We start from the raw sequence: 22,989 nt of genomic DNA on the forward strand, positions 1-22,989 counted from the left end.
CGCGACGTACACGGCTCACTAGATCTACGCGGACCACGAGGCTCACGTGGGCGACGAGACTTACGCCGCTCATGCGACTTCCGTCGGCCCGCCGACCCGCTCTGCTCATCGCTTCTCTGCTGCCGCTGACCGCCTGCATCGCGGGCACCACCGACTCCGACACCGGCGACGGTGCGGTACCGGGGCCGACGGTGCGCATAGCCGTAGGCGTCGATGCCTCCTTCGCGCCGTTCTTCCTGGCCGACGACCAGGGACTGTGGGCCAAGCACGGAGTCAACGTCGACCTGGTCCAGTTCGCCAAGGGCGGTGAGGGCGTCGACGCTCTCACGGCCGGCCAGGTGCAGATGGCCGCGAACTCCGACACCACCACCATCGGCGTGCTCGGTCAGAGCCCCGGCCTTCGCTCGCTGCTCGTGTACGAGAACTCCGGCGCATACCTGAAAGTCGTGCTCGGTCCGCACGTGAAGTCCCCGGCCGGAATACGGAAGATGGCCGTCGTACCCGGCCTGTCCGAACTGGCGGCGACCAGGTTCCTGGAATCGAAGGGCATCGCACGCGGCTCGGTCGACTTCGTCACCGCCGATCCGGCCGAGATCCCGGCGCTGGCCAAGAAGGGCGATGCCGATGCGTACGTCCTGTGGGCGCCCTGGCCCGACAAGGGCGTAGAGCTGGGCGCGAAGGTCCTGGAGACCACCGGCGACTACGGCCTGTCGTATCAGCAGTGGCTCCTGGGCACCTCGCCCTGGCTCAAGGCCAATTCCGACACCGCCGCGAAGGTCGCAGGCGCCCTCGCCGAGGCGGCCCGGCGCACCGAGCGGGATCCGGACGCCGCGGCCAAGGCGACCAAGGACGCGGCCAAGGTCCCGACGGAACAGACCGTGAACGCGATCAAGGACATCGATTTCGGCGTCCGCGACTTCACCGCCGCGGACCTGAAGGCGTACCACGACACCGCCGCGTTCTACGTGAGCACCGGCAACGTCAAGTCCGCACCGGACGTGGCCCAGGCTGTACTGGACGGATGGCTGCCCGAGCACACGAAGGGATCCCGATGACGAGGGCCGTGACCAAGACCGGGCAGGCAGAGCAGACCGGACAGACCCGGGAGACCGGAGAGACCCGACTCGCGCCCGGCGGCAGGGGGCCGAGCGGAGCGCGAAGCGGCAGGGGAACCGGACGAGGCGCGGCCCTGCGCGCCGACGGCGTCGGCATCCGCTTCGGCTCCTTCCGGGCCGTCAGCGGCATCAACCTCGACATCAAGGCCGGTGAGTTCCTCTGCCTGCTCGGCCCGAGCGGCTGCGGCAAGTCCACCCTGCTCTCCGCCATGGCCGGGTTCGTCCCAGTGAGCGAGGGCGCGCTCACCGCCGACGCCGTACCGATCACCGCTCCCGACCCCGAACTGGGGATGGTCTTCCAGAGCAGTGAAGCCCTCTTCGACTGGCTGACCGTGAGCCAGAACGTCGCCTTCGGCCCGCGCATGCGCGGCAGGTCACGGGCCGAACAGGCGCACCTGGCCGAAGAGTTCCTGTCACTGGTCGGCCTGCGCCACTGCGCCGACCGGTTCCCCGACCAGCTCAGCGGCGGCATGCGCCAGCGCGTGCAGATCGCACGCGTCCTGGCCAACGAGCCGAGCGTGATCCTCATGGACGAGCCGTTCGGGGCACTCGACGCGCAGACCCGGCAGGTACTGCAGCGGGAGACGGACCGTATCTGGCGGACCTCCGGCTGCACCGTCGTGTTCGTCACCCACGACATCGACGAGGCGATCCTCCTCGCCGACCGGGTCGCCGTCATGACCGCGGGACCCGCGGCGTCGATCAAGTCCGTGTACGAGGTGGACCTGGACCGGCCCCGCGACGAAACCGACCCCGCGGCCGTCGAGTTGCGCCGTACGCTGCGCCGGGACATCGCCGAAGAGGTCCGCAAGGCGATGCGGGACCAAGGCCTCGACGAGGACGAGGACGAGGACGAGTACGAGGAGCAGGACAAGGACGAGTACGAGGCCGAGAAGGAGCAGGGCGCATGACCGTCGTCACGAATGACACCGCCACCACCCCGCAGGCAACGCGTACCCGTCGCACGGCCGGGGCAGGCATGCGCAGGCTGCGGACCCTCGGCCTCTACACCGTCTCCGTCGTCATCGGCGTCGGAGTCTGGCAACTCCTCGCCATGAGGTACGGCCCGTCCCTGCTGGCCTCGCCGAAGGCCACGGCGTCGGCCGCGCGCGAGCTTTTGAGCGACGGCACCCTGGTCAAGTCGATGATCGCGTCCAGCCGGCGCATCCTGATCGGCTGGGGTCTCGGCATCGTTGTCGGCGTGCCGGTCGGCCTCCTCGTCGGAAAGTTCAGGCCGGTCCGTCAACTCCTCGAGCCCTACATCGAGTTCTTCCGCTTCATCCCGCCGATCGCCTTCGTGACCCTGGCGGTGGTGTGGCTGGGCATCGGTGAATCCTCGAAGGTGGTGCTCATCTTCTACACGGCCGTCTTCATCGTCACCCTCAACACCAGCGCGGGTGTGATGGCCGTCAACGAGTCCAAGCTGCGCGCCGCTGCCAGCCTGGGCGCGAGCCGCCGGCAGATTCTGCAGCGGATCGTTCTGCCGTCCACCGTCCCGCACATCGTGACGGGAGCCCGCCTCGCCATGGGCAACAGCTTCCTGACCATCGTCTCGGCCGAGATCGTCGCCTCCCAGGTCGGCCTCGGCTCCCTGATCTGGACATCGCGCAACTACGGGCGCATCGACTGGGTCTTCGTCGGCATCCTGACCCTCGGGACGCTGGGATTCGTCTACGACCGGTTGCTGCGGGTCGTCGCGGGGCGGGCGCTGCGCAAGTACGGGGTCAAGGTGTGACATGAGGCGACGGGCCGTGGTGCCGAGATGCCTCGGAGCGACAGAAGCGCCGCAGAGTTCCGCGGCCCAAAGTTCGTGCTCAGCGGCACACGGCCGCCCTGAACGTTGCGGACGACCAAGGTGATTGCCCGAGACCGGGGGTGGTCAACGCACTCACTGCCATGGCGCGGAGTCGTATGCACCACGCGGGGTGGAGCAGCTCGGTGGCTCGCCGGGCTGATGGCTCAGAGGTCGCAGGTTCACATCCTGTTTCCGCCACGGCACTTCCTCGGCGCCGGCGCCGCGTGCGCCGGCGCCCTCGCCGTGCCTGCCGTCGCGGAGACGACGCAGTACACCCTGACGGTCACGAACAACTCGACGCAGTTCCAGGACATCTGCCTGTTCCAGAAGACGGCCGGCCTCGGCGTCCCGGCCGCGCTGTCGCTCGCCTGGCTGACCGCGCCCGCCCGTCCGGGCAGAACGTTCACCTTCGACTGGACCGTCAACTACAGCTTCGTCTGGGCGCTGACCGGCCCGCTCATGAGCGGCATCCCGTTCATGGACCGGGAACACGTGGCGGCCGACCCTGACGACGAGCTCCAGAACCAGACCGGCTTCGACTTCGACAACGGAAGCTACGGGTTCGTGCCTGCCCCGGGCAGTGCCACCCCCCTGGGTGGCCTCGGTATCCAGGTCCTTCCCGCCGTGCCGGACGACACCGCCTCGGTCGGCATCGGCATGGACGGCTCCCCGGTCTTCGCGGCGCAGGCGGTCCCCGGTGCGAAGCTGGTCTTCACACCGCATCCCCAGTACTGGATCACAGCCGGCACCTTCAGCCGGGGCGAGGTGCTGGAGGTCGAGGAGATCACCAACGACGCCGAGATCCCCTTCGACGACACGTTCTCGATGCATGCCGTCCTGGGGGCGACCAACGTGTGGACGGTGTCCGCTTCGAAGCGCTGAGGCGTCTGCTCCTATCGACGGCGTCGGCAATGGTGTCCGGGTCATCGTGCGGTCCGCTTCCGGGGCGGGTCGCGACCACTACGGCCATTGGCCAGGTCCTCGCCGCGTCAGTGGTGTTGGCCGTGCCGGCCGAGTGTCTCCACAGGAGTCGCGTCGGGGCGGGTCCACTGCGGTGCGGGGCGGCTGTTCGGGCCCCAGGAGGCGACACCGTCGGCGTCCGTGCGCCAGTACCAGCAGATCTGCGCGCCGTGCCCGCCCACCGGTGCCCCGGCCTCAGCGGCCTCCGGCCAGCCAGCGGGGTTGTCCTCCCACCCCTCGCGGCGGCCGTAGGGCGTCATGTCGAGCAGGCCGAGCGACCCGTTGACCCGCTCGTTGCCCCGGCCGGTCGTCGAGTAGGTGAGGAACACGCGATCGCCGTCACGCAGGAAGCAGGTGACGTACCCCATTGCTCCGCCGACCGGCTCCTCCACGTTGCGCACCGAGTACCAGGGCTGGGTGTATCCCATGAACTCGACGAAGGAGGCCACCTCGTCCCACGGGCCCGTGGTCAGGATGGCGAACGAGACGCCGCGGGCGTTGAGGTAGACGGCGTCCTGCATGGACCAGGCCGTGGTGGTGCAGCCCTCGCACTGGCCCTGCGGCGGCGCGCCGTCGTACCACATGTGCTTGTAGACCACGAGCTCGTCGCGGCCCTGGAAGAGGTCCAGGAACGGGACCGGGCCGTCGGGTCCGACGACCTCGACCTTCCCGTCGCACTCCACCATCGGCAGCCGGCGCCGGGCCGCGGCGATGGCGTCGCCCTCGCGGGTGTGGGCCTTCTCGCGGATCAGCAGCTCGTCACGCGCGGCCTGCCAGGCGGCCAGGTCGACGACGGGCGGGCGGCCGGGCAGTGAGCTGGGCGGGTCACTCGGCGGGGTCGTCATGGTGTCCTCCGTGGTATCTCGTCCCGGGCAGCGTCGTACGCGGTGCACGACGGTCACCAGAACAGACTCGTGACGCGGCCGGAACTCATCGCGGGAGGGGGCTCCCTCGGCCGAGCCTGCACGGACCGCATCGGGCGGACAAGTTCACCGACTCGGCCCGAGAGTGGGCGGGGCTGTGTTGTCCGCGCTCCGCGGGCGGGCTCTGATCTGCGAAAAGCGTGGTGGCGGCGGGTGAGCTGCCGGGAGGCTGCGCCCTGCGCTCGTACTACGCTGCCAAGGTGACGAAGCCCAGCGAGCCCCAGGACCCGCAGCCGGCCGCGCGGGGCTCGGCCGTGGTGCGGGGCGGCCGCGCGAGTTCCGATCGCAGCGGCTCCGTCGGCCGGGGCCGCCCGGCCAATCAGGGGCGGCGGGTCGCGGCTCGCAACCGTTCCGCTCTCATCGCCGCCGCCCGCGAGGTCTTCGCCGAGCAGGGCCTGAACGCCCCGCTGTCCGCCGTCGCACGCCGCGCAGGGGTGGGGCAGGGCAGTCTCTACCGGCACTTCGCCGACCGCTTCGCACTGGCCTCCGCCGTTCTGGACGAGAACGTCCGGCAGATCGAGCGGGCCGGCGCCGAGCCGGGCGCGAGTCTCAAGGGTGTTCTGGGCGTGGTCACTTGGCACCTGACCCGCTCGACGGCATTCGTCGACCTGCTGCGCGTGCGCGGGGACGGCGACCAGGCCCGCGCGCTGGCCGAGCGCGTCCGCAGGGTCCTGGCCCAGTGCCTGCCCGCGGGGCATCGTCTGTCCGCCGACGACGTCATGCTCGCCGTCGCGATGGTCTCCGGCGCCGTCGTCGGCCCCACCCCGGCGGAACGGGAGCGCGTCGCGCTGGCGGCCTGGCAGCTGCTCGACGTCGAGGTGGGACCGTTGCGGCCCTGCGAGGCGGTTGTGGACGTGTGAGGGGGCGCGGACGTGTGATCGTCAGCCGCCGTTGGACTGGCGGATGCCCTTGGCCAGTGCGGTGAACGTGAAGACGTACCCGCCGTCGGGGCCGCTGACGGTCGTGTAGGCCTTCGTGCCGTCGGGAGCGATCGCGACGTTGGTCGCCGACTTCAGACCCCCGGCTTGCCCGGCGGGGATCTCCACGGTGGCGAGACGTGCCCCGTACTTGCTGTAGACGGCGATCGCGGGTCGGCCGTGCAGGGCCTGGTAGAGGTTGCCGTCGGCGTCCACGGCGATGGAGTCCGTCTGGGCCAGGCCGCCGTCGACATGGATGGCCTCGTGCTGCGAGGCCACAGCGGTCTTGCCGGCATCGAGCAGCAGGTAGGAGATGGTGTCCTCGGCGAGCTCACTGATCCACAAGCCGCGCAGGCCGGGGTCGAACATGACGCCGTTCGGCTGGGCGAGCCCGTCGGCCAGGACGCTGCTCTTCGTGCCGTCGCGGTCGATGCGCACGACGCGGCCGTCGGTCTGGTCCGGCTCCGTGCCGTGCGCGTCGCTCACGTACAGATTGCCCTCGTCGTCGAACGCGATGTCGTCAGGGGTCATCTTGGAGCCGTCGACCGTACCGGAGAAGAACGTGCGCGGATCCGAACCGTCCGGCGCGAGGCTGACGATCGAACCGGTGGCGAAGTCGGTCAGGTACAGGCGCCCGTCGTGCGGGCTTGTCTGGGCGGAGGTGTAGGCGCCGGTCCTGTCGGTGTAGACGCCCTCGTGCTCACCGGTGGTCACATCGACGGACATGAGCTTGGGCTCACCCGCGGGTGCGGTGACGTCCACGACGTACATGCGGCCGTCCTCGTACAGGACCGGGCTCTCCAGGAGAGTCATGCCGGTGGCCTCGTGCACGTCGGTCACGTGCGTGAGCTGGGTGGCACTGATGCTTCTGCCCTCGCCGGGCGACGCGGGCTTCGAGGCCGGGGTGTCGGTCTGGGTGCCGCAGCCGGTCAGTGCCAGGAGGCCGAAGGCGGCCAGACCTGCCAGGGCGCGGGGCATGCGGGACATGGTCATGGGGTGTGTGCTCCTGTCTCTCGCCGGGCGGTACGGACGACGTGGCATGCAGGACGTGCTCCCGGCAGTGGGGCCGGGGGCGTCGGATGCGCGTCCGGCGCGTCGGGAACGGGGTTTTCGCGTGGGGGTGGCCAGTGGCGGGTGAACGGTGACCGGTGGCTGGTGCGCGGGGGAAAGTCCCCCGCGCCGGGGCGGGTTGCCACGGCGGTTACGACCGGACAGCTGTCAGACGGCCGACCAGCCGCCGTCGGAGGGCAGTATCGCGCCGTTGATGTTCACCGCGTCCTTGCTGAGCAGGAACGTGATCGAGGCGGCCAGCTCCTCGGCCATGGCGAGGCCGGGGATCGCGACGCGCATCTTGGCGGTGCGGGCCGAGCCGTAGGGGGCAGGGTCGGGGACGTGGATTCCGGTGGCCACCGCGCCCGGGGCGACGGCGTTGACCTGCACGCCGGTGCCTGAGTACTGGTAGGCCGAAGACTTCGTCAGGCCCACCAGCGCGTGCTTGGAGGTGGTGTAGGCGGCACCGGCGGCCGAGCCGCGCAGAGCGGCCTCGGAGACGATGTTGACGATCCGGCCGCCGCCGGCGGCGAGCATGCCGGGCACGACGGCGCGCATCAGGCGCATGGGGCCGTCGACGTTGATGCGCATGACGCGGTCCCAGACGGTGTCGGCGACCTCGTGCACGGCGGCGTCGTCGTCCATCACGCCGGCGACGTTCGCCAAGGCGTCCACGCGACCGCCCGCGGCGGCCAGGACGGCGTCGGCGGACGCGGGCGCGGTGATGTCGGCGGTGAGGGGCACGACCGCCTCGCCGAGGCGGGCGGCCAGGGCCGTGAGGCCGTCGGCGGAGACGTCGACGGCGATCACGCGGCCGCCCTCGCGCACGATGCGCGACGCGACGGCCTTGCCGATGCCGGAGGCGGCACCGGTGACGACGACGGTCTGGCCGCTGAAGCGACCGGGCGAGACCTGTTCGGTCCACGGTTCCTGGGCGGCGATCTCGACGCCCAGGTCCGGCTCCACGGCCGCCGCGGTACCGGCCGGGGGAGCGGTGGGCAGGCCCTCGGGCACCCGGCCGGTCGCCGCGGCGGTGACCAGGGAATCCACGAGCTCCGGCGGGAACTTCCCGCCGGACATCTTCACAAGCTGCTCCAGCGGCAGGCCGAGGGCGGGGGCCAGGGCCTGCTCGCTCTGGCCCGCGGAGGCCAGCAGACCGCGCAGGACCTGCCCGGCGGCGTGATCCGCCAGCCAGTCGCGCAGAGGGGAAGCGGGGGTGAGGTTCGACATCGCGGGCCCTTCGTGTCGTGGGGCTGGGGCGGGGCTGTGTGAGACAGACCCGCACCGCAACCGGACAGCACTGTCCGGTTCTTGGGTTACGGTACCGGTGTCCTCGCGGGACGCCCCACCGCCCCGTCCCGCGCGGCGACTTGCGTACCTCCCCCCACGAGAGGAATCCGCCACATGGCACTGCCTCAGTGCGACACCCCGCCCACCCCGCAGGAGACCGCTGACCTGCGCGAGCGCTATCGCGTCGAGCGGGAGCGCCGCGTGCGTCCCGAAGGCCCGGGCCAATACCGGTCCACGGTTGCGGAGTTCGGCTGCTTCGCCGCCGATCCGTACGTCGACGAGGTGGCGGAGCGCGAGCCCCTGCACGACGTGGTGGACGTCGCGATCGTCGGTGGCGGCTTCGGCGGGATCCTGGCGGGCGCGCGCCTGCGCGGCCAGGGCGTCGCTCGCGTGCGCGTCATCGACAAGGGCGGTGACTTCGGAGGCACTTGGTACTGGAACCGCTACCCGGGCATCCACTGCGACGTCGAGTCGCACGTCTACCTGCCGATGCTCGACGAGACCGGATACGTGCCCGAGTGGAAGTACGCGCCGGGAGAGGAGATCCGCCGGCACGCGGTGCGCATCGCCGAGCAGTTCGGCCTGTACGAGGACGCCCTCTTCTCCACCGCCGTCACCTCCCTGGCCTGGCACGAGAGTGCCCAGCAATGGGTGGTCGCCACCGATCGCGGCGACAAGTTCCGCGCCACCTACGTCATCACGGCGACGGGCACTCTCACGGAGCCCAAGCTGCCCGGAATCCCCGGCATCGAGGACTATCGAGGCCACACCTTCCACACCTCCCGCTGGGACTACGGATACACCGGCGGCGGTCCCGAGGGAGGCATGACGGGCCTGGCCGGCAAGAGGGTCGCGGTCGTCGGCACCGGAGCCACCGGCGTGCAGGTCATCCCGATGCTGGCCGAGGACGCCGGGCATGTGTACGTCTTCCAGCGCACCCCCTCCGCCGTGGACGTGCGCGGTCAGCGGCGCATGACACCGCAGGACGTCGGCGCGGACCGCCCGGGATGGGCGGCCGAACGCCGGGAGAACTTCCTGCGGATCGTCTCCGGGGAGGATGCTGGGCAGGACCTGGTCGCCGACCGCTGGACGCAGTCGGCCGGCCTGCTGGAGAAGCTCCTGCCCAGCTTCCGCCGCGACGGCGAGCCGGACTTCGAAGCCGCCTACGAGGCCGCCGACCACGCCACGATGAACCAGGTCCGCGAGCGGGTGGCCGCAGAGGTCACCGACCCCGCCACGGCCGCGGCCCTCCAGCCCTGGTACCGGTACGCCTGCAAGCGCCCCACGTTCTCCGACATGTACCTGCGCGCGTTCAACCGGGACAACGTCACTCTCGTGGACACCGCCGACACTCATGGCATCGAGCGCATGACGGAGCGCGGAGTTGTCGTCGGCGGGGTGGAGTACGAGGTCGACTGCCTGGTGTTCGCCACCGGGTTTTCCGTGGGAGTTTCCGGCATCACCTCGGGGAACCTGCCCGTGACCGGCCGGGGCGGCGTTCAGCTCCTGCACGCGCGGGCTCAGCAGGGCCCACGCACCCTGCACGGCTTCACCAGCAACGGGTTCCCGAACCTGATCCAGATGGGCTCGCTGCAGAACGCCAGCAGTGTGAACTTCACCCACATCCTGGACGAGCAGGCCGCGCACGCCGCCGCCCTGGTCACCGCCGCGGAGGAGAGGAGCGCCGTCGTGGAGCCCACCCCCGAGGCCGAGGCCACCTGGATCGACGTCTGCACCAAGGGTGCCCCCGACCACGAGTGGTTCCACGCCGAGTGCACCCCTGGTTACTACAACCGCGAGGGCCGCGGCCGCCCCAACGGTCCTGCCGCCTTCCCGCACGGTGCCGTCGCATTCCACGACCTCCTGCGCCGCTGGCGGGCGGAGAACATCGCCGAGGTGCTCCAGGCCAAGGCCACCGCCTCGGTCTGATGCGTCGACCGGTAGGGGCGGCGGCGCCCCTACCGGTGCACCGCGCGGGTTGCGCTTGCTGCTGTTCGGGGGCTTTTGCCGGTACCGGGTGGGTTCTGGCGTTGCCTGTGTAGTGGTTGGCGGTGTGAAGGCCGGGTACTCGGGGTGCACGTGAAGTTGGCGAGACGGGGAGTCGCCCGGCGGCGTACGCGGTGCTCCTCGATTCCGGTGAGGAGGCAGTCCCCGAGATCAACCGATATCCAGTGGCCTCCGTAGCCCAGGACGGGCAGCGGCCTCCGTAACCCAAGGTGGGAAGGAGGATTCAGACGATGGCGCGGATTCTCGTTGATGGCGATGACTTGGTCGTGCGTCTGTCATGGCGGGAAAAGGCCGCCGCCCGCCACGGCAATGTGCGCGCGCCGCTGACCGCGGTGATCCGGGTGACCGTGGAACCCGACTGGTGGCGGGCTCTGCGCGGTGTGCCGCAGAGAGGCGTATGGATCCCAGGGACCTGGTGTATCGGCACGCGCAGCCACGAAGCCGGGATGGATTTCGTGGCCATACGGTCCGGCAGACCGGTCGTGTGTGTCGAACTGCGGACCTCTTCCGCTGCTCCCGTCAGCTTTCTCGGCGTCTCCGTTCCCACCTCCGCGGAAGCGAGGAGCACGGCGCAGTCAATCTGCGGAAAGGCACCAGAGATCGACACATCCACGCCTTGGCGGCAGCCGCTTCCGGTCCCCGGCGAGAACTCGGCCTGAGCAGCCTTGGGCCGGTTGCCGAAGAGGCGTGGCCGACGCGCTTGCCGAAGCTCGGCTCATAGCGGCAGTCGCGCGCCGGCCGCCGCACCACGGCTTCCTCAACCCCGTCACGGTCTGACCGGGCCGGCAACGCCGTCGCCCAGCCGGCACGCTGAACGATGGCGTTCGGGAGGATCGACATGCTGCCTCGGCGGTGGCGCCAGCGGCGACGGTTGCGGACGGTTGCGATGGGGTCATGCACCAGTGGGAGCGGGTGACTTAGGTGACCGCTCACCGGGAGCCGGTCTTGCGGCCCACGCCCCCGTAGAACCCGATCTCCTCGGACCCGGCGGGCGGCGGGATGTCCGGGCGCCAGAACGGGGCCTGGGACAGGCCGGGTTCGACCAGTTCGAAGCCGGTGAAGAAGCGCTCGACCGCGGGCCGGGACCGCAGGTTCAAGCTGGCCGTGGCCTTGGTGTACACGGCCTGTGCCGCGCTGCGGTCGGCGAAGTCGCCCGTGGCGTGTGAGAGGACGAGGAAGCTGCCGGGCGCCAGGGCGTCGCGCAAGGTGGAGACGATCCGCTCGGGCTCGTCCGCGTCGGTGAGGAAGTGCAGGACGGCGACGAGGAGCAGGGCGACCGGCTCGTCGAAGTCGATGACCTGGCGGACGCCCGGGTGGTCCACGATGGAGCGCGGGTCGCGCAGGTCGGCCAGGACGACGCCGGTGCTCCGGGAGCCGCTGAGCAGGGCGCCCGCGTGCGCGCTCACGATCGGATCGTTGTCGACGTACGCGACCCTCACGTCCGGCGCGACAGCGTGGGCGGTCTCGTGCACGTTCGGTGATGTGGGCAGGCCCGTGCCGATGTCGAGGATCTGGCGGACGCCGCTGTCCACGACGTGCCGGACGGCGCGCCCGAGGAAGGCGCGGTTGGCCCGCAGGCCGATGCGTACCTCGGGCGCGGCGGCCGCGAGTTCGTCACCGGCCCGCTGGTCCACCTCGTAGTTGTCCTTGCCGCCGAGCAGGTAGTCGTAGATCCGGGCGGGATGCGGCCTGCTGGTGTCGATGCTCCCGGCGTGGAAGCCGTCCTGTCTCACGCTGAGCCCCTCCCGGCCTCGATGATCTCCTCAGCTTGCCACATCAACGACCATGCATGTGACACTAGTTGACGTGCCGTCACCGATCAACGAATGCGCCTCCGTCGCCGAGAGTGCGGCGGCGCAGGGGCGGAAGGAGTCCTTGGTTGCCGGTCCGGGGTGGTTCCCTACTCCTTGACGCTTCCCTCGGTCATGCCCGTCCGCCAGTACCGCTGCAGCACGAGCATTGCCACGGCGAGCGGGATGACGGAGACGAAGGCGCCGCCGATGGTGTACTGCATGAGTTCCGGCACCCGGTCGGCCGCCGTCTTCCACGTGGTGAGGCCGAGGGTGACCGGGTACTTCCGGTCGTCGGAGAGCATCACCAGCGGCAGGAAGTAGTTGTTCCAGATGCCGACGAACTGGAACAGGAAGACCGTGACCAGGGCGGGCGACATGATGCGCAGCACGAGCCGGAAGAAGATCCGGCCCTCGCGCGCCCCGTCCACCCGGGCGGCCTCCAGAAGTGTGTCCGGCACCGCCGAATCGGCGTAGATCCGGCAGAGGTAGACGCCGAAGGGTGAGGCGAGGCTGGGCAGCAGGACCGCCCAGTAAGTGTCGACCAGACCGATCCTGCTGAACACGAGATAGAGGGGGAGCGCGAGCGTGCTCTGGGGGAGCAGCACCCCGGCAAGGATCGTCTTGAAGACCGCCTCCCGGCCCGCGAAGCGGTACTTGGCGAGTGCGAACCCCGCCGCGGCGGCGAGCAGCGTCGCCACGGCCGCGCCGACCCCGGCGTACAGCGCGGAGTTGAGCACCCAGCGGACGTAGACGTGGTCGTCGTAGGTGAACACCTTGGTCAGGTTGTGCAGCAGCTGGGCGTGGTCGAACCAGAGGCCGGAGCTGCCGAAGACCCGGTCGGTGGACTTCGTGGCCGCGATGACGAGCCAGTACACCGGCAGCAGGAAGTAGCAGGCGGCGACCGCGAGCGAGGCGATCAGCAAGATCCGGCCGGGGCGCAGGGTGCGGCGGGGCGTGGCCGGAGTGGCGGGGGCGGGTGCCGCTTCGACCCTGGGGAGGTCCGTGGTCGTGACGCTCAACGTCCGCTCCTTTCCTTGCGGTTGACCAGGCTGAGGAACGTGAACGACAGGGCGCAGGCGACGAGGGCGAGGATCACGGACTTCGCGGCGGCGAGATAGAGGTTGGCGTTGGCGAAGGCGTCGTTGTACGCGCTGAGGTTCGGCGTGTAGTCGTTCGTGACAGCGGGCGCCTGCAGCTTGATGACGAGCGGCTCGGCGAACAGCTGCAGCGTGCCGATGATCGAGAACACGCAGGTGAGGACGAGAGCCGGGCGGATCAGCGGGAGCTTGATGTGCAGGGCCGTCTGCAGGGGACCGGCCCCGTCGATCTGCGCCGCCTCGTACAGCTCCTGCGGGATGGACTTCAGCTGGGCGACGATGATCAGCATGTTGTAGCCCGCGAACTCCCAGATCACGATGTTCGCGATCGACCACAGCACGCTGTGGTAGCCGAGGAAGTCGGGGGCGGCGGGACCCAGGACGTCGGTGATCGGGCTGATTCCGGGGACGTAGAGGAAGCCCCACAGGATGGTGGCGATGACACCCGGGACGCCGTACGGCAGGAAGAACGAGGCGCGCAGAATCCCCGACCAGCGGCGCCCGACCTGCTCCAGCATCAGCGCCAGGGCCGTGGCCAGGAACAGCATCAGCGGCACCTGCACGATGCCGAAGAGCAGCACGCGGCCGAACGACTCGAGGAACGCGGTCTGTTGGAGTGCCAGGACGTAGTTGTTGAGGCCGGCGAAGCCGACCGTGGGTGCGCCGAGGCCCATCGGGCCGTGCCGGTCGACCTTGAGCAGGCTCTGGTAGACCGCGTAGCCGATCGGCACGACGAAGACGAAGGCGAAGATCGCGAGGAAGGGGCCGAGGAATGCCCAGGCGGCGCGGTCGGGGCGGGACGAGCGGCTTTTCGCGGCCCGCGCGGGAGTGGTGGTCGTCATCATGCGCTCCTCGCCTTGAGTCCCTTGGCCCGTAGGTCGTCGACGACCCGGCCCTGCGCCTCCTTGAGGGCGCCCACGAGGGTGCCCCCGGTGGCGACCGCGCGGGCCATCGCGTCCTGGATGTGTGCGAAGGACTGGGTCGTCGTCGGCGACCACTGCCAGGAGGTGTCGACATTGCGGTCGGACTCCTGGAACACCTCGTTGTATACCTGGCCGCCGAAGAACGGGTCCGGCTTGCCGAGGGCCGTCTTCTTCAGATCGATCTTGGCCGCGGGCCAGCCGTACCCGGCGGCGACCAGCAGGTCGATGCTGCGCGGGTCGGTGTTCAGCCAGTGCGCGAACTCCAGGGCCTCGACGGGATACCGGGTGCCCTGCAGGACCGCGGTGGACGAGCCGCCGTAGTTGCTGGAGGCGTGGGCGCCCGCCGTCCACTGGGGCAGTTCCGTGACGCGCCACTTTCCCTTGGTACCGGGTGCGTTGCCGCGCAGCAGCGCGTCGCCCCACTGGGCCGAGAGCCAGCTCGCCAGCCGGCCCGTCTGAATGTCCCGGTACCAGGGGGCCTGGGTGTCCGGCATGATCGCGACGAGGTCCTCCCGGATCAGCCCGTCCCAGTAGTCCGCGACATCGAGTGACTGCTCGCCGTCGATGTCGACGATCCACGTGTCGGTCTGAGGGTCGGTGCGGATCCAGTGGGCGCCGCGCTGCCAGACGGCGGTGGAGAACCAGGAGCCGCCGGACGGGTTGAACGAGCAGATCTTCGCCCCCGCCCCGCGCTTCTTGATGGCGCGGGCGGCCTGCCGGAACTCGTCCCAGGTGCCCGGGACTTCGACGTCCCAGCGCTCGTAGAGATCCTTGCGGTAATAGAGGCCCATCGGTCCCGAGGCCTGCGGGATCGCGTATGTGCGGCCGCCGAAGACACCCTGGTTCCACTGCCAGTCGACGTACGACTTCTTGAGCTTGTCGGCGCCGTACCTGCTGAGGTCCGTGAGGCCGTTGACGAGCATGAACTCGGGCAGCGCGTAGTACTCGACCTGCGCCAGGTCCGGCGGATTGCCCGCCTTCAGCGCCGAGTGCATCTTCTGGTAGCCGCCGGACGTGTTAGCCGGGACGATCTGCACCTGGACCTGGACGTCCGGGTGGGTCCGGTTCCAGAGGTCGACGGACTTCTGCAACGGGACCCAGGTCCACAGGGCGAGCTGGACCTTCCCGCCGGGGCGGCGCCGGGTCTCCGCGCTGAGGCGGGCGGCGCCCGGTGACTCGCCGCAGGCGGCGAGGGCGGGCGCGACGGCGGCGGCCGCGGCGCCCCACGCCAGGATTTTCCTCCGAGAGGGCATCCAACCTCCTTGTCAGTGCCTTGGGCCGCGCTCCGGTCCGGAACTGGAGCGCGGTCTGTCGTGCATCGGCTCGGGCTCACCTTCGAGTCGGTGGTGGCGGGCGCGCCGCGGTGAGCACCGATGCTGTCGACGGCCTCAACTATCAATTAATTACGAAGTATTGTGAAGGCTCGTGACCGGACAAGAGCCGGGGCGGGCCCGAAGCAGCTCCTGAACAGATCCAGAACAAATCACGAACAAAGACTGAATGGCTCACGAAAACTAACGAAAGCTCACGAACAGGTCACAAATGGATCCCGCATAGGTCCGAACAGAAGGAGTCGCTTGATGACAGCCCCTGGTACAGCCGACCGCTTCACCGGGCGCACCGCGGTCGTCACCGGAGCTGCGGCGGGCATCGGCGCGGCCACCGCGCGCCGTCTCGCCGACGAGGGGGCCGCTGTCGTGATCGCCGACGTCGACGAGACGCAAGGCGCCCTTGTCGCCGAGGCGATCCGCGAGCGCGGTGGCCGGGCGGCCTTCGTCCGCGCCGACGTCGCCGACGAGGAGAGCTGGGAGCAGGTCCTCGCCGCCGCCCACACGTTCGGCCCGGTCGGCGTCCTGGTCAGCAACGCGGTGAAGGTCGAGGTCGCTCCGGCTCACGAGACGTCCCCCGAGTCCTGGAACCGGCAGCTGTCCGTCGGCCTGACCGCCGCCTTCTTCGGCGTGCGCACCTGCCTGGACGATCTGCGGGCCGAGCGCGGCGCCATCGTCCTCGTCTCGTCCGTCCACGCCCACCACGGCATCCCCGGTCACCCCGCCTACGCGGCGGCCAAGGGCGGACTGCTCTCCCTGAGCGGTCAACTCGCCGTCGAGTACGGGCCGCAGGTGCGGGTCAACGCGGTGCTGCCGGGGCCGATCCTCACGGGTCTGTGGGAGCGGGTGCCCGAGAGCGAGCGTGCGGCCAGTGCCGCCGAGACCGCGGCCGGCCGTCTCGGTGACCCGGCGGAGGTCGCCTCCGCCATCGTCTTCCTCGCCTCGCCCGAGGCGTCGTACGTCACCGGCTCCAGCCTCCACGTGGACGGCGGCTGGAGCGTCGTCAAGTCCTCCGCGTAAGGGGACAGTTCTCGGCGTGAACGGGAGAGTCTCCGCTGCGACCGGGACAGTGCCTGGCGTGACCGGAACCTTCCCTGATGCAGCCGGGCATCGCCTCGGTTCGACCGGGACAACTCGGCGACGCCGTCCACCCACGACAGATCGGCAGGCAGACATGTCGGGCTATGCGCGGCGCGGGGTTCACGGTCAGACCGTGGAGGCCATCGCCCACCGGGTGCTGAGCGGCCGGATCGGCGAGGGGGACACGCTCGATCTGGGCGCGCTCCAGGCCGAACTCGGCGTCAGCCTCACCGCGTTGCGGGAGTCGCTGAAGGTGCTCGCGGCGAAGGGGATGGTGGACGCCCGGCAGAAGCGCGGCACCTTCGTCCGGCCCCGGGCGGACTGGCATCTGCTCGACGGAGACGTCCTGCGCTGGCAGTTCGAGTCCGCCGGACCGCCGGCGGCCGGTGCCGCGCATGCGTTGCTGCGGGATCTCGGCGAGGTCCGTGCGATCGTCGAGCCCGCCGCGGTCCGGCTCGCAGCCCGGCGCCGCACGGAACAGGACATCGCGGCGCTGCAGACGGCGCTCGACGCGATGGCGCAGGCGGCGGACGGCGGCGCCGACGCGGTGCAGGCCGACCTCGCATTCCACCGCGCGCTCCTCGCGGCCTCCCACAACGAGCTGCTCGAACGCATGGAGTTGGTCATTTCCAGCGGCCTGGCCGTCCGCGATCGCCTCGTCCACGGCTCCGACCGCCCCGAGGACCCGGTCCCCAGCCACCGCGCCGTACTCGACGCCGTCCGGGCGCAGGACCCCGACGCGGCCGAGGCGGCCATGCACACCCTGCTCGACCAGGCCGTCCGGGACCTGGGCAAGGTCCAGGGCGGGCGAGGCCAGGGCGCCGACTGAGCGAGCGGACGGCCCGGACGTCCAGTCGAACGCCTGAGCCCCCGAATCGCGGCGCCAGGGTCGCCCTCCTGGGCCGCCGTCCACCCCGTGTCCGGGGCGGAGGGCCACTGCGCGCGTGTTTGGCCTCTCTTGTCAGGGGGACGCGGTAAACGGGTGGTGAGCCACGTTTCGGAGGCGAACCGGTGGCTCCACCCGCGGGGACCGTCGGTGCCCACGTCGCCGGGCCTCGGACGGCCCGCCGCACGTCCGGAGCGGCCGGGCGCACGGGCCCTCCGCACACATCAACAAACTGTTGCCCATGCGCGGCGTGGTGAGTACGCGCAGGAGGTCGCCGCCTACGGGCCACTGCTCACCGATGGTCTGCTGCGCAGGCACCCGCCGGCGCGCGAAACGGGAGCCCCCATCGGCGCGACAACTCCTCGGAAGGAGCGACATGACCACCCATCCACTCACAGAACTCGCCCAGCAGCTGCGTGTCGACAGTATCCGCGCCTCCGCCGCCGCGGGCTCCGGGCATCCCACCTCCTCGATGTCCGCGGCCGACCTGATGGCCGTCCTTCTGGCGAACCACATGCGCTACGACTTCGACCGCCCCGCACACCCCGCCAACGACCGTTTCGTGCTCTCGAAGGGGCACGCCTCACCGCTGCTGTACGCCGCGTACAAGGCCGCGGGCGCGATCAACGACACCGAACTGCTGACCTTCCGCAGGCTCGGCAGCCGCCTCGAGGGGCATCCGACGCCACGGCAGCTGCCATGGGTCGAGACGGCCACCGGCTCGCTCGGACAGGGCCTGCCCGTCGGCGTCGGCGTCGCCCTGGCGGGCAAGCGGCTCGACCGTACGGGATACCGCGTCTGGGTGTTGTGCGGCGACAGCGAGCTCGCCGAGGGCTCCGTGTGGGAGGCCGCCGAGCACGCCGGATACGAGCACCTGGACAACCTCACCGCGATCGTCGACGTGAACCGCCTCGGCCAGCGCGGCCCGACCCGGCACGGGCATGACCTGCACGCCTACGCGCGCCGTTTCCAGGCCTTCGGCTGGCACACGGTCGAGGTCGACGGGCACGACATCGACGCCGTCGACCGCGCGTACAACGAGGCACTGTCCACCGCCGGGCAGCCGACCGCGATCCTCGCCCGCACCCTCAAGGGCAAGGGCGTGGCCTCGGTCCAGGACCGCGACGGCCTGCACGGCAAGCCGCTGCCGGACCCCGAGGAGGCGATCGCCGAGCTCGGCGGCGTGCGCGACCTGCGGGTGGAGGTGCACCATCCGTCCGCGGCACGGATGGTGCATCCCGTGGGGTCGGGCCACGCGGAGCTGCCCCGTTACCGGACCGGCGACGAGGTTGCCACCCGCGACGCCTTCGGGAAGGCGCTCGCCGCTGTCGGAACGGCGCGTGGCGATGTCGTCGCGCTGGACGGAGAGGTGAGTGACTCCACGCGCTCCGAGTTCTTCGCCAAGGAGCACCCCGACCGCTTCTTCGAGTGCTACATCGCCGAGCAGCAGCTGGTCGCGACCTCGGTCGGGATGGCGGCGCGCGGCTGGGTGCCGTACGCATCCACGTTCGCCGCGTTCCTCACCCGCGCGTACGACTTCGTGCGGATGGCCTCGATCAGCGGGGCCGGGATCAACCTGGTCGGGTCGCACGCGGGCGTCGCCATCGGCCAGGACGGGCCCTCGCAGATGGGGCTCGAGGACCTGGCGATGTTCCGGGCCGTGTACGGCTCGACCGTGCTGTACCCGTGCGACGCCAACCAGACGGCGAAACTCGTCGCGGAGATGGCGGGCCTCGACGGCATCCGCTATCTGCGTACGTCCCGCGGCGGCACCCCCGTCATCTACAGCCCCACGGAGGAGTTCCCGATCGGCGGAAGCAAGGTGCTGCGCGCCTCCGCCGAGGACAGGCTGACCGTCGTCGCGGCGGGCGTCACCTTGCACGAGGCACTGGCCGCCGCCGAGTCGCTCGACCGTGAGGGCGTTCCGGTCCGGGTCATCGACCTGTACTCGGTCAAGCCCGTCGACCGCCGCACCCTGCACGAGGCGGCCGAGAGCACGGGTTGCCTCCTGACCGTGGAGGACCACCGGGAGGAGGGCGGCATCGGGGACGCGGTGCTCGACGCCTTCGCCGACGGCCGGCCCGTACCGCGCCTGGTGCGCCTCGCCGTCCGGACGATGCCGGGCTCGGCGAGCCCCGCGGAGCAGCTGCACGCCGCCGGAATCGATGCCCAGTCGATCGCGGCGGCGGCACGGCTGCTGGTCGAGACGGCTGCGGTGCGCTGACCGAAGGACACCGGGACGACCGGCGTCCTTCGGTCCGAGCCGGCCGCGTTGCAGACGGCCTGGTCGATGCCACCTGCGAACACACCGCAGCAGGCCGGGCAGTCGGCTGCCGGGGCCGCTGCGTCGCACGGTGTGTCAGCCGGACGGTTCGTCGGGCACGGGATGCTCCGGATTCGGGCTTCCAGAGGGCGGGGGCGCCGCGCCGGCCCGTACCGGCCTCGTCCGTGTCGGGGATCTGGGGTGTGTCGTTGAGACGGATCCGGGCCCCGGCGGCGTAGGTCTGGCCGTGACGGCGGAGCAGTTCCCCCATGACTTCCTTGTTCCTCTTGGTGGCACGTCGCTTGCTGTCGGTCATGGCTGCCGCAGCCGGCGGATGTAGCGGGTCGTAAGAACGTCGTAGGAACACTGAGGGGCGTGGGTCGGGTATCCCCGGACCGCGTGGAAAGACCTGCCCGGAGACTGTTGATCCGCCCGGCGGACCTGTAGCCGCGTGAACGCGCAGAGCTCCAGGACGGGCGAGCGCACGCGTCGCCGCTGATGAGGCCGTCGCAGATGTACGGATGCCTGAAGGAAGGCCCTGGGGGTACTCGCCTGGCAGTCTGTCCCGCCTGCGGGCGTACGGAAGGACATGCGCATGGCTACTTCGCAGGGCCCGGCCGCCCCGGCGTGGCTGCCGCATGGTGAGCAGGACACGGCCGCCCGCGTCGGCCGGAACAGCGGCGGCGCGGCGAGTGGGGTCCCGGTGGGTGTGAATGAGGAATATGTGCTGCTTGACGCTGTCACCGGCCTCCCGGCGCCGCGGGCCGACCAGGTGCGCGGAGCCGCCGGGCTCGAACCGATCGCGGAAGAAGCGGAGATCCGGGCGGAGCTGACTCAGGCTCAGATCGAGGTGTGCACACCGGAATGCGTCGACCTCGACGAGGTGGGGGGCCACTTGCTGCGGCTGCGCCACGCCTTGGGACGTGCGGCCGAGAACCGCGGGTGCCGTCTCGCCGCCTGCGCCACGCCGCCGCTCAAGGAGGAGGATCCGCCACCGGTGACGAGCCTGCCGCGCTACCACGCCGTGCGTGCGACGTCTGCGCAGCTGGCGTCCGAGCAGTTGGTGTGCGGCATGCAGGTGAACGTCGCGGTGCCCGACGCGGAGGTCGGTGTCGCCGTATTGAACCGCATCCGGTTGTGGCTTCCGGTCGTGGTCGCCATTGCCGCCAACTCGCCTTTCTGGGCGGGACGGGACACCGGGTTCGCCAGTTGGCGCACGGTCGTGCTGGAGCGGTGGCCGGTGAGCGGTCCGACGCCGTACTTCGACGGCCCTGCCGACCACGAGCAGCGTGTCCGGCAATTGCTGTCCTGCGGAGTGATCACGGACTTGGGCCAGATCCACTGGCAGGCGCGTCTCTCAAGCAGCTGTACGACGGTGGAGGTGCGCTGCCCGGACGTCCAGCTCCGCGCGGACGAGGCGGTCATGATCACCGGAATCGTCCGCGCGCTTGTCGCCACCGCCATCATGGACGAGGGCGCCCCCGTACAGCCTTGCCCGCCTGAACTGCTGCAGGCGAGGACCTGGCACGCCGCGCTCCACGGGCTCGGCGGATCGCTGGTGGACGCCGAAGGAAGACTCCGCAGCGCCGGGGATCTGCTGTCCCAGCTGATGGATCGCATCACGCCCGCGCTCCTGGAGGCGGGCGACAGCCGTGAGGTCGCCGCGCTCATGCACCGCCTCCTCCAAGAGGGCACGGCCTCGGACCGGCAGCGGCGTGCCCTGGCGGACGGAGGCATGCGGGCGGTCACCGACATGATCATCACGGAGACCACGGCGGATTGAGCGCGCCGATCGCGGAGAGGGCGTCGACGGGCACATGCCATGGAGGCGGGCGCCGTCCCCGCCGGTGTCGAAGTGGCTTCGGGCGGCCCGTCGACGGGCCGCCCGAAGCATCGTAGGCCTCGCGAAGTCGCCATTGGGTGGCGGCAGTTGACGGTCCGGCCGACGGGGTGCGGGGCGCGGTCCGCGCGCCCCGCACCCCGTCGGCTCGTACGCGACCGGTCAGCCTGCCGGGTCCGGCGCCGGGCGGTGCAGGGCGACCACGTCGATCTCCACCAGGATGTTCATGAGATCCGAGCCGACCGTCGTGCGCACGGGCCGGGGATCGCGGAAGTGCTCGCGGTAGACCCGGTCGAAGCCGGCGAAGTCGCGGTGCAGATGCTGGAGATGGACCGTGGCCTTCACCACGTCGTCCAGACCGAGCCCGGCCTCTTCCAGCACGGACCGCACGTTTCGCAGCACCTGGCGGGTCTGCTCCTCCACGGTGTCGGCGACGGCACCCGTCTCCGGGTCCTGCGGACCGAAGCCCGAGGTGAACACGTACGGGCCCGCGGCGATGCCCTGGCTGTATCCGCCGGCGGGCGCGGGTGCCCGCTCCGTGGAGAGCGCCCGGCGCATGGTGGGGTGCGGGTGAGCGGTCATCGCTGCAGGTCTCCCTCACGCTCGTTGACGGCTGCGTAGTGGCGGAGCTTGTCCTCGTCGACGGTGACGCCGAGACCCGGGCCCGTGGGGACCGTCAGGCGGCCTTCGCGCAGCGTGAGCGGCTCGATGATGTCGTCCGCGTGCAGGTAGTACATGGAGTCGATGGCGCGTGAAAGGACCGGCGTGCTGGCGACCACGGCGAGGTGCGCGGCAGTGGCGATGCCGAGCTCGCCGCCGCTGTGCAGGTTCATGCCGAGACCGAAGGTCTCGCAGTGCGCGGCCAGTGCCTTGGTCGGGGCGATGCCGCCCCACTTGTAGACGTCACCGTGGATGACGTCGACCGCGCCCAGCCGGACCGCCGGCGCGAAGTCCTCGAACCGGACGACGCACATGTTCGTGCACAGCGGGATACGGACCTTGGCGCGGACCTGGCTCATGCCCTCGATGCCGGTGCACGGGTCCTCCAGGTACTCGAGGTCCAGCTCTTCCAGGGCGATGCCGGCGCGTACCGAGTCAGGCACGGACCACGCGGCGTTCGGGTCGACACGCAGGCTCACGTCCGGCAGGGTCTCGCGCAGCGCCCGCAGGATCGCCACGTCGCCCTGCACGTCCTTGGTGCCCTTGAGCTTGACGGCCTGGAATCCGCCCTCGCGCACCACGCGCTGCGTGTGCTCGGCGAGAGCGCCGGGCAGATCGCCCGGCCGCGCCCCGGGGGCGTCGGCGCGGGTGATCAGTGCGGTCAGCGGGACCTCGTCGCGTACGGGTCCGCCGAGCAGGTCGGTGACCGACTGGCCCGTCGCCTTGCCCATGGCGTCCCAGCAGGCCACGTCCAGGGCGGCGAGGGCCGCGTAGCCGAGGTACCCGTAGAAGAACGGCACCATGTGGTGCCTGCGGTGGAACGCCTCCAGAGCGAACGGGCTGGTGCCGATCAGGTCCTCGGCGAGGTTGCGGACGATCGCGGCGACCGGCTGGCCCCACATCGTCTCGCCCCAGCCCTCGATGCCGGAGTCGGTCTTGATGCGCACCACCGTGCGGGTCTCGCCGGTCTTGGTCTCGAAGGAGCTCGTGAACGGGTTGACCAGGGGCAGGTTGACGACGTGGACATCGACGTCGGTGATCTTCATGTGGTTCTTGTTCCTC

General features: G+C 70.6%; 20 protein-coding genes and 1 tRNA gene. 12 read left to right on the forward strand and 9 right to left on the reverse strand.

Going from position 1 to position 22,989, the window contains the following annotated elements:
* Positions 1-71: 71 nt before the first annotated feature.
* The 5 genes from ACZ67T_RS29380 (at position 72) to ACZ67T_RS29400 (ending at position 3,792) form a co-directional block, all read left to right on the forward strand.
* On the forward strand, positions 72-1,055 hold the full coding sequence (locus ACZ67T_RS29380) for an ABC transporter substrate-binding protein (RefSeq protein WP_469988019.1): 984 nt from the start codon (positions 72-74) through the stop codon (positions 1,053-1,055).
* The gene (locus ACZ67T_RS29385; RefSeq protein WP_469988020.1) at positions 1,052-2,026 is read left to right on the forward strand and encodes an ABC transporter ATP-binding protein; all 975 of its coding nucleotides are present in this window, start codon (positions 1,052-1,054) and stop codon (positions 2,024-2,026) included. Before ACZ67T_RS29380 ends, ACZ67T_RS29385 begins: the two co-directional genes overlap by 4 nt.
* Positions 2,023-2,850, forward strand: coding sequence for an ABC transporter permease (locus ACZ67T_RS29390; protein WP_469988021.1), 828 nt, complete (start codon positions 2,023-2,025; stop codon positions 2,848-2,850). Before ACZ67T_RS29385 ends, ACZ67T_RS29390 begins: the two co-directional genes overlap by 4 nt.
* Positions 2,851-3,035: 185 nt before the next feature.
* Positions 3,036-3,108: transfer RNA gene (locus tag ACZ67T_RS29395), tRNA-Ile, on the forward strand.
* A 45-nt stretch (positions 3,109-3,153) separates the two neighbouring features.
* Positions 3,154-3,792: a hypothetical protein gene (locus ACZ67T_RS29400; RefSeq protein ID WP_469988022.1), complete on the forward strand. Its 639-nt coding sequence runs from the start codon at positions 3,154-3,156 to the stop codon at positions 3,790-3,792.
* Positions 3,793-3,899: 107 nt separating this feature from the next.
* Here ACZ67T_RS29400 and ACZ67T_RS29405 read toward each other — a convergent pair whose 3' ends face one another.
* Positions 3,900-4,715: a DUF899 family protein gene (locus tag ACZ67T_RS29405; RefSeq protein WP_469988023.1), complete on the reverse strand. Its 816-nt coding sequence runs from the start codon at positions 4,713-4,715 to the stop codon at positions 3,900-3,902.
* A gap of 335 nt (positions 4,716-5,050) precedes the next feature.
* Here ACZ67T_RS29405 and ACZ67T_RS29410 point away from each other — a divergent pair, with 335 nt between their 5' ends.
* On the forward strand, positions 5,051-5,653 hold the full coding sequence (locus tag ACZ67T_RS29410) for a TetR/AcrR family transcriptional regulator (RefSeq protein ID WP_469988050.1): 603 nt from the start codon (positions 5,051-5,053) through the stop codon (positions 5,651-5,653).
* Positions 5,654-5,674: 21 nt separating this feature from the next.
* Here the strand turns inward: ACZ67T_RS29410 and ACZ67T_RS29415 are convergent, their stop codons facing one another.
* Positions 5,675-6,703: an SMP-30/gluconolactonase/LRE family protein gene (locus ACZ67T_RS29415; protein WP_469988024.1), complete on the reverse strand. Its 1,029-nt coding sequence runs from the start codon at positions 6,701-6,703 to the stop codon at positions 5,675-5,677.
* Positions 6,704-6,928: 225 nt separating this feature from the next.
* The gene (locus tag ACZ67T_RS29420; protein WP_469988025.1) at positions 6,929-7,990 is read right to left on the reverse strand and encodes an SDR family NAD(P)-dependent oxidoreductase; all 1,062 of its coding nucleotides are present in this window, start codon (positions 7,988-7,990) and stop codon (positions 6,929-6,931) included.
* 174 nt (positions 7,991-8,164) lie between these two features.
* Here ACZ67T_RS29420 and ACZ67T_RS29425 point away from each other — a divergent pair, with 174 nt between their 5' ends.
* Together ACZ67T_RS29425 and ACZ67T_RS29430 are read left to right on the forward strand one after the other, a co-directional pair.
* Positions 8,165-9,979, forward strand: a complete 1,815-nt coding sequence (locus ACZ67T_RS29425) for a flavin-containing monooxygenase (RefSeq protein WP_469988026.1) — start codon at positions 8,165-8,167, stop codon at positions 9,977-9,979.
* Positions 9,980-10,287: 308 nt separating this feature from the next.
* On the forward strand, positions 10,288-10,716 hold the full coding sequence (locus ACZ67T_RS29430) for a hypothetical protein (protein ID WP_469988027.1): 429 nt from the start codon (positions 10,288-10,290) through the stop codon (positions 10,714-10,716).
* A gap of 270 nt (positions 10,717-10,986) precedes the next feature.
* On the opposite strand, the gene ACZ67T_RS29435 is transcribed toward ACZ67T_RS29430, so the two are convergent.
* The 4 genes from ACZ67T_RS29435 to ACZ67T_RS29450 all read right to left on the reverse strand — a co-directional run bounded on the left by ACZ67T_RS29435 (position 10,987) and on the right by ACZ67T_RS29450 (position 15,123).
* The gene (locus ACZ67T_RS29435; protein ID WP_469988028.1) at positions 10,987-11,790 is read right to left on the reverse strand and encodes an SAM-dependent methyltransferase; all 804 of its coding nucleotides are present in this window, start codon (positions 11,788-11,790) and stop codon (positions 10,987-10,989) included.
* 167 nt (positions 11,791-11,957) lie between these two features.
* The gene (locus ACZ67T_RS29440) at positions 11,958-12,869 is read right to left on the reverse strand and encodes a carbohydrate ABC transporter permease (protein ID WP_469988029.1); all 912 of its coding nucleotides are present in this window, start codon (positions 12,867-12,869) and stop codon (positions 11,958-11,960) included.
* Complete coding sequence (locus tag ACZ67T_RS29445; RefSeq protein WP_469988030.1) at positions 12,866-13,789, reverse strand: carbohydrate ABC transporter permease; 924 nt, start codon at positions 13,787-13,789, stop codon at positions 12,866-12,868. The genes ACZ67T_RS29440 and ACZ67T_RS29445 overlap by 4 nt, the downstream gene beginning before the upstream one ends.
* Positions 13,789-15,123 (reverse strand): extracellular solute-binding protein, encoded by a 1,335-nt coding sequence (locus tag ACZ67T_RS29450; RefSeq protein ID WP_469988031.1) that lies wholly within the window; start codon positions 15,121-15,123, stop codon positions 13,789-13,791. The genes ACZ67T_RS29445 and ACZ67T_RS29450 overlap by 1 nt, the downstream gene beginning before the upstream one ends.
* Positions 15,124-15,450: 327 nt before the next feature.
* Here ACZ67T_RS29450 and ACZ67T_RS29455 point away from each other — a divergent pair, with 327 nt between their 5' ends.
* The 4 genes from ACZ67T_RS29455 (at position 15,451) to ACZ67T_RS29470 (ending at position 21,210) form a co-directional block, all read left to right on the forward strand.
* Positions 15,451-16,218, forward strand: coding sequence for an SDR family NAD(P)-dependent oxidoreductase (locus tag ACZ67T_RS29455; protein ID WP_469988032.1), 768 nt, complete (start codon positions 15,451-15,453; stop codon positions 16,216-16,218).
* Positions 16,219-16,372: 154 nt separating this feature from the next.
* The gene (locus ACZ67T_RS29460) at positions 16,373-17,107 is read left to right on the forward strand and encodes a FadR/GntR family transcriptional regulator (protein ID WP_469988033.1); all 735 of its coding nucleotides are present in this window, start codon (positions 16,373-16,375) and stop codon (positions 17,105-17,107) included.
* A 433-nt stretch (positions 17,108-17,540) separates the two neighbouring features.
* A complete protein-coding gene (locus ACZ67T_RS29465; protein ID WP_469988034.1) occupies positions 17,541-19,388 on the forward strand; it encodes a transketolase in 1,848 nt (615 codons plus the stop codon).
* A 634-nt stretch (positions 19,389-20,022) separates the two neighbouring features.
* Positions 20,023-21,210 carry a carboxylate-amine ligase gene (locus ACZ67T_RS29470; RefSeq protein ID WP_469988035.1) on the forward strand — a complete coding sequence of 396 codons (1,188 nt, stop codon included), beginning with the start codon at positions 20,023-20,025 and terminating at the stop codon, positions 21,208-21,210.
* A 219-nt stretch (positions 21,211-21,429) separates the two neighbouring features.
* Here ACZ67T_RS29470 and ACZ67T_RS29475 read toward each other — a convergent pair whose 3' ends face one another.
* Entirely contained in the window at positions 21,430-21,849 is a 420-nt protein-coding gene (locus tag ACZ67T_RS29475) for a RidA family protein (RefSeq protein ID WP_469988036.1), read from the reverse strand.
* Positions 21,846-22,973 (reverse strand): mandelate racemase/muconate lactonizing enzyme family protein, encoded by a 1,128-nt coding sequence (locus ACZ67T_RS29480; RefSeq protein WP_469988037.1) that lies wholly within the window; start codon positions 22,971-22,973, stop codon positions 21,846-21,848. The genes ACZ67T_RS29475 and ACZ67T_RS29480 overlap by 4 nt, the downstream gene beginning before the upstream one ends.
* Positions 22,974-22,989 lie beyond the last annotated feature (16 nt).

The sequence above is a fragment of the Streptomyces sp. NPDC107517 genome (assembly GCF_055582645.1).

Coding starts and splice junctions, on each gene's coding strand:
- ACZ67T_RS29380 (WP_469988019.1), top strand. CDS start 72: ATGCGACTTCCGTCGGCCCGCCGACCCGCTCTGCTCATCGCTTCTCTG.
- ACZ67T_RS29385 (WP_469988020.1), top strand. CDS start 1,052: ATGACGAGGGCCGTGACCAAGACCGGGCAGGCAGAGCAGACCGGACAG.
- ACZ67T_RS29390 (WP_469988021.1), top strand. CDS start 2,023: ATGACCGTCGTCACGAATGACACCGCCACCACCCCGCAGGCAACGCGT.
- ACZ67T_RS29405 (WP_469988023.1), bottom strand. CDS start 4,715: ATGACGACCCCGCCGAGTGACCCGCCCAGCTCACTGCCCGGCCGCCCG.
- ACZ67T_RS29415 (WP_469988024.1), bottom strand. CDS start 6,703: ATGACCATGTCCCGCATGCCCCGCGCCCTGGCAGGTCTGGCCGCCTTC.
- ACZ67T_RS29420 (WP_469988025.1), bottom strand. CDS start 7,990: ATGTCGAACCTCACCCCCGCTTCCCCTCTGCGCGACTGGCTGGCGGAT.
- ACZ67T_RS29425 (WP_469988026.1), top strand. CDS start 8,165: ATGGCACTGCCTCAGTGCGACACCCCGCCCACCCCGCAGGAGACCGCT.
- ACZ67T_RS29430 (WP_469988027.1), top strand. CDS start 10,288: ATGGCGCGGATTCTCGTTGATGGCGATGACTTGGTCGTGCGTCTGTCA.
- ACZ67T_RS29445 (WP_469988030.1), bottom strand. CDS start 13,789: ATGACGACCACCACTCCCGCGCGGGCCGCGAAAAGCCGCTCGTCCCGC.
- ACZ67T_RS29450 (WP_469988031.1), bottom strand. CDS start 15,123: ATGCCCTCTCGGAGGAAAATCCTGGCGTGGGGCGCCGCGGCCGCCGCC.
- ACZ67T_RS29455 (WP_469988032.1), top strand. CDS start 15,451: ATGACAGCCCCTGGTACAGCCGACCGCTTCACCGGGCGCACCGCGGTC.
- ACZ67T_RS29460 (WP_469988033.1), top strand. CDS start 16,373: ATGTCGGGCTATGCGCGGCGCGGGGTTCACGGTCAGACCGTGGAGGCC.
- ACZ67T_RS29465 (WP_469988034.1), top strand. CDS start 17,541: ATGACCACCCATCCACTCACAGAACTCGCCCAGCAGCTGCGTGTCGAC.
- ACZ67T_RS29470 (WP_469988035.1), top strand. CDS start 20,023: ATGGCTACTTCGCAGGGCCCGGCCGCCCCGGCGTGGCTGCCGCATGGT.
- ACZ67T_RS29475 (WP_469988036.1), bottom strand. CDS start 21,849: ATGACCGCTCACCCGCACCCCACCATGCGCCGGGCGCTCTCCACGGAG.
- ACZ67T_RS29480 (WP_469988037.1), bottom strand. CDS start 22,973: ATGAAGATCACCGACGTCGATGTCCACGTCGTCAACCTGCCCCTGGTC.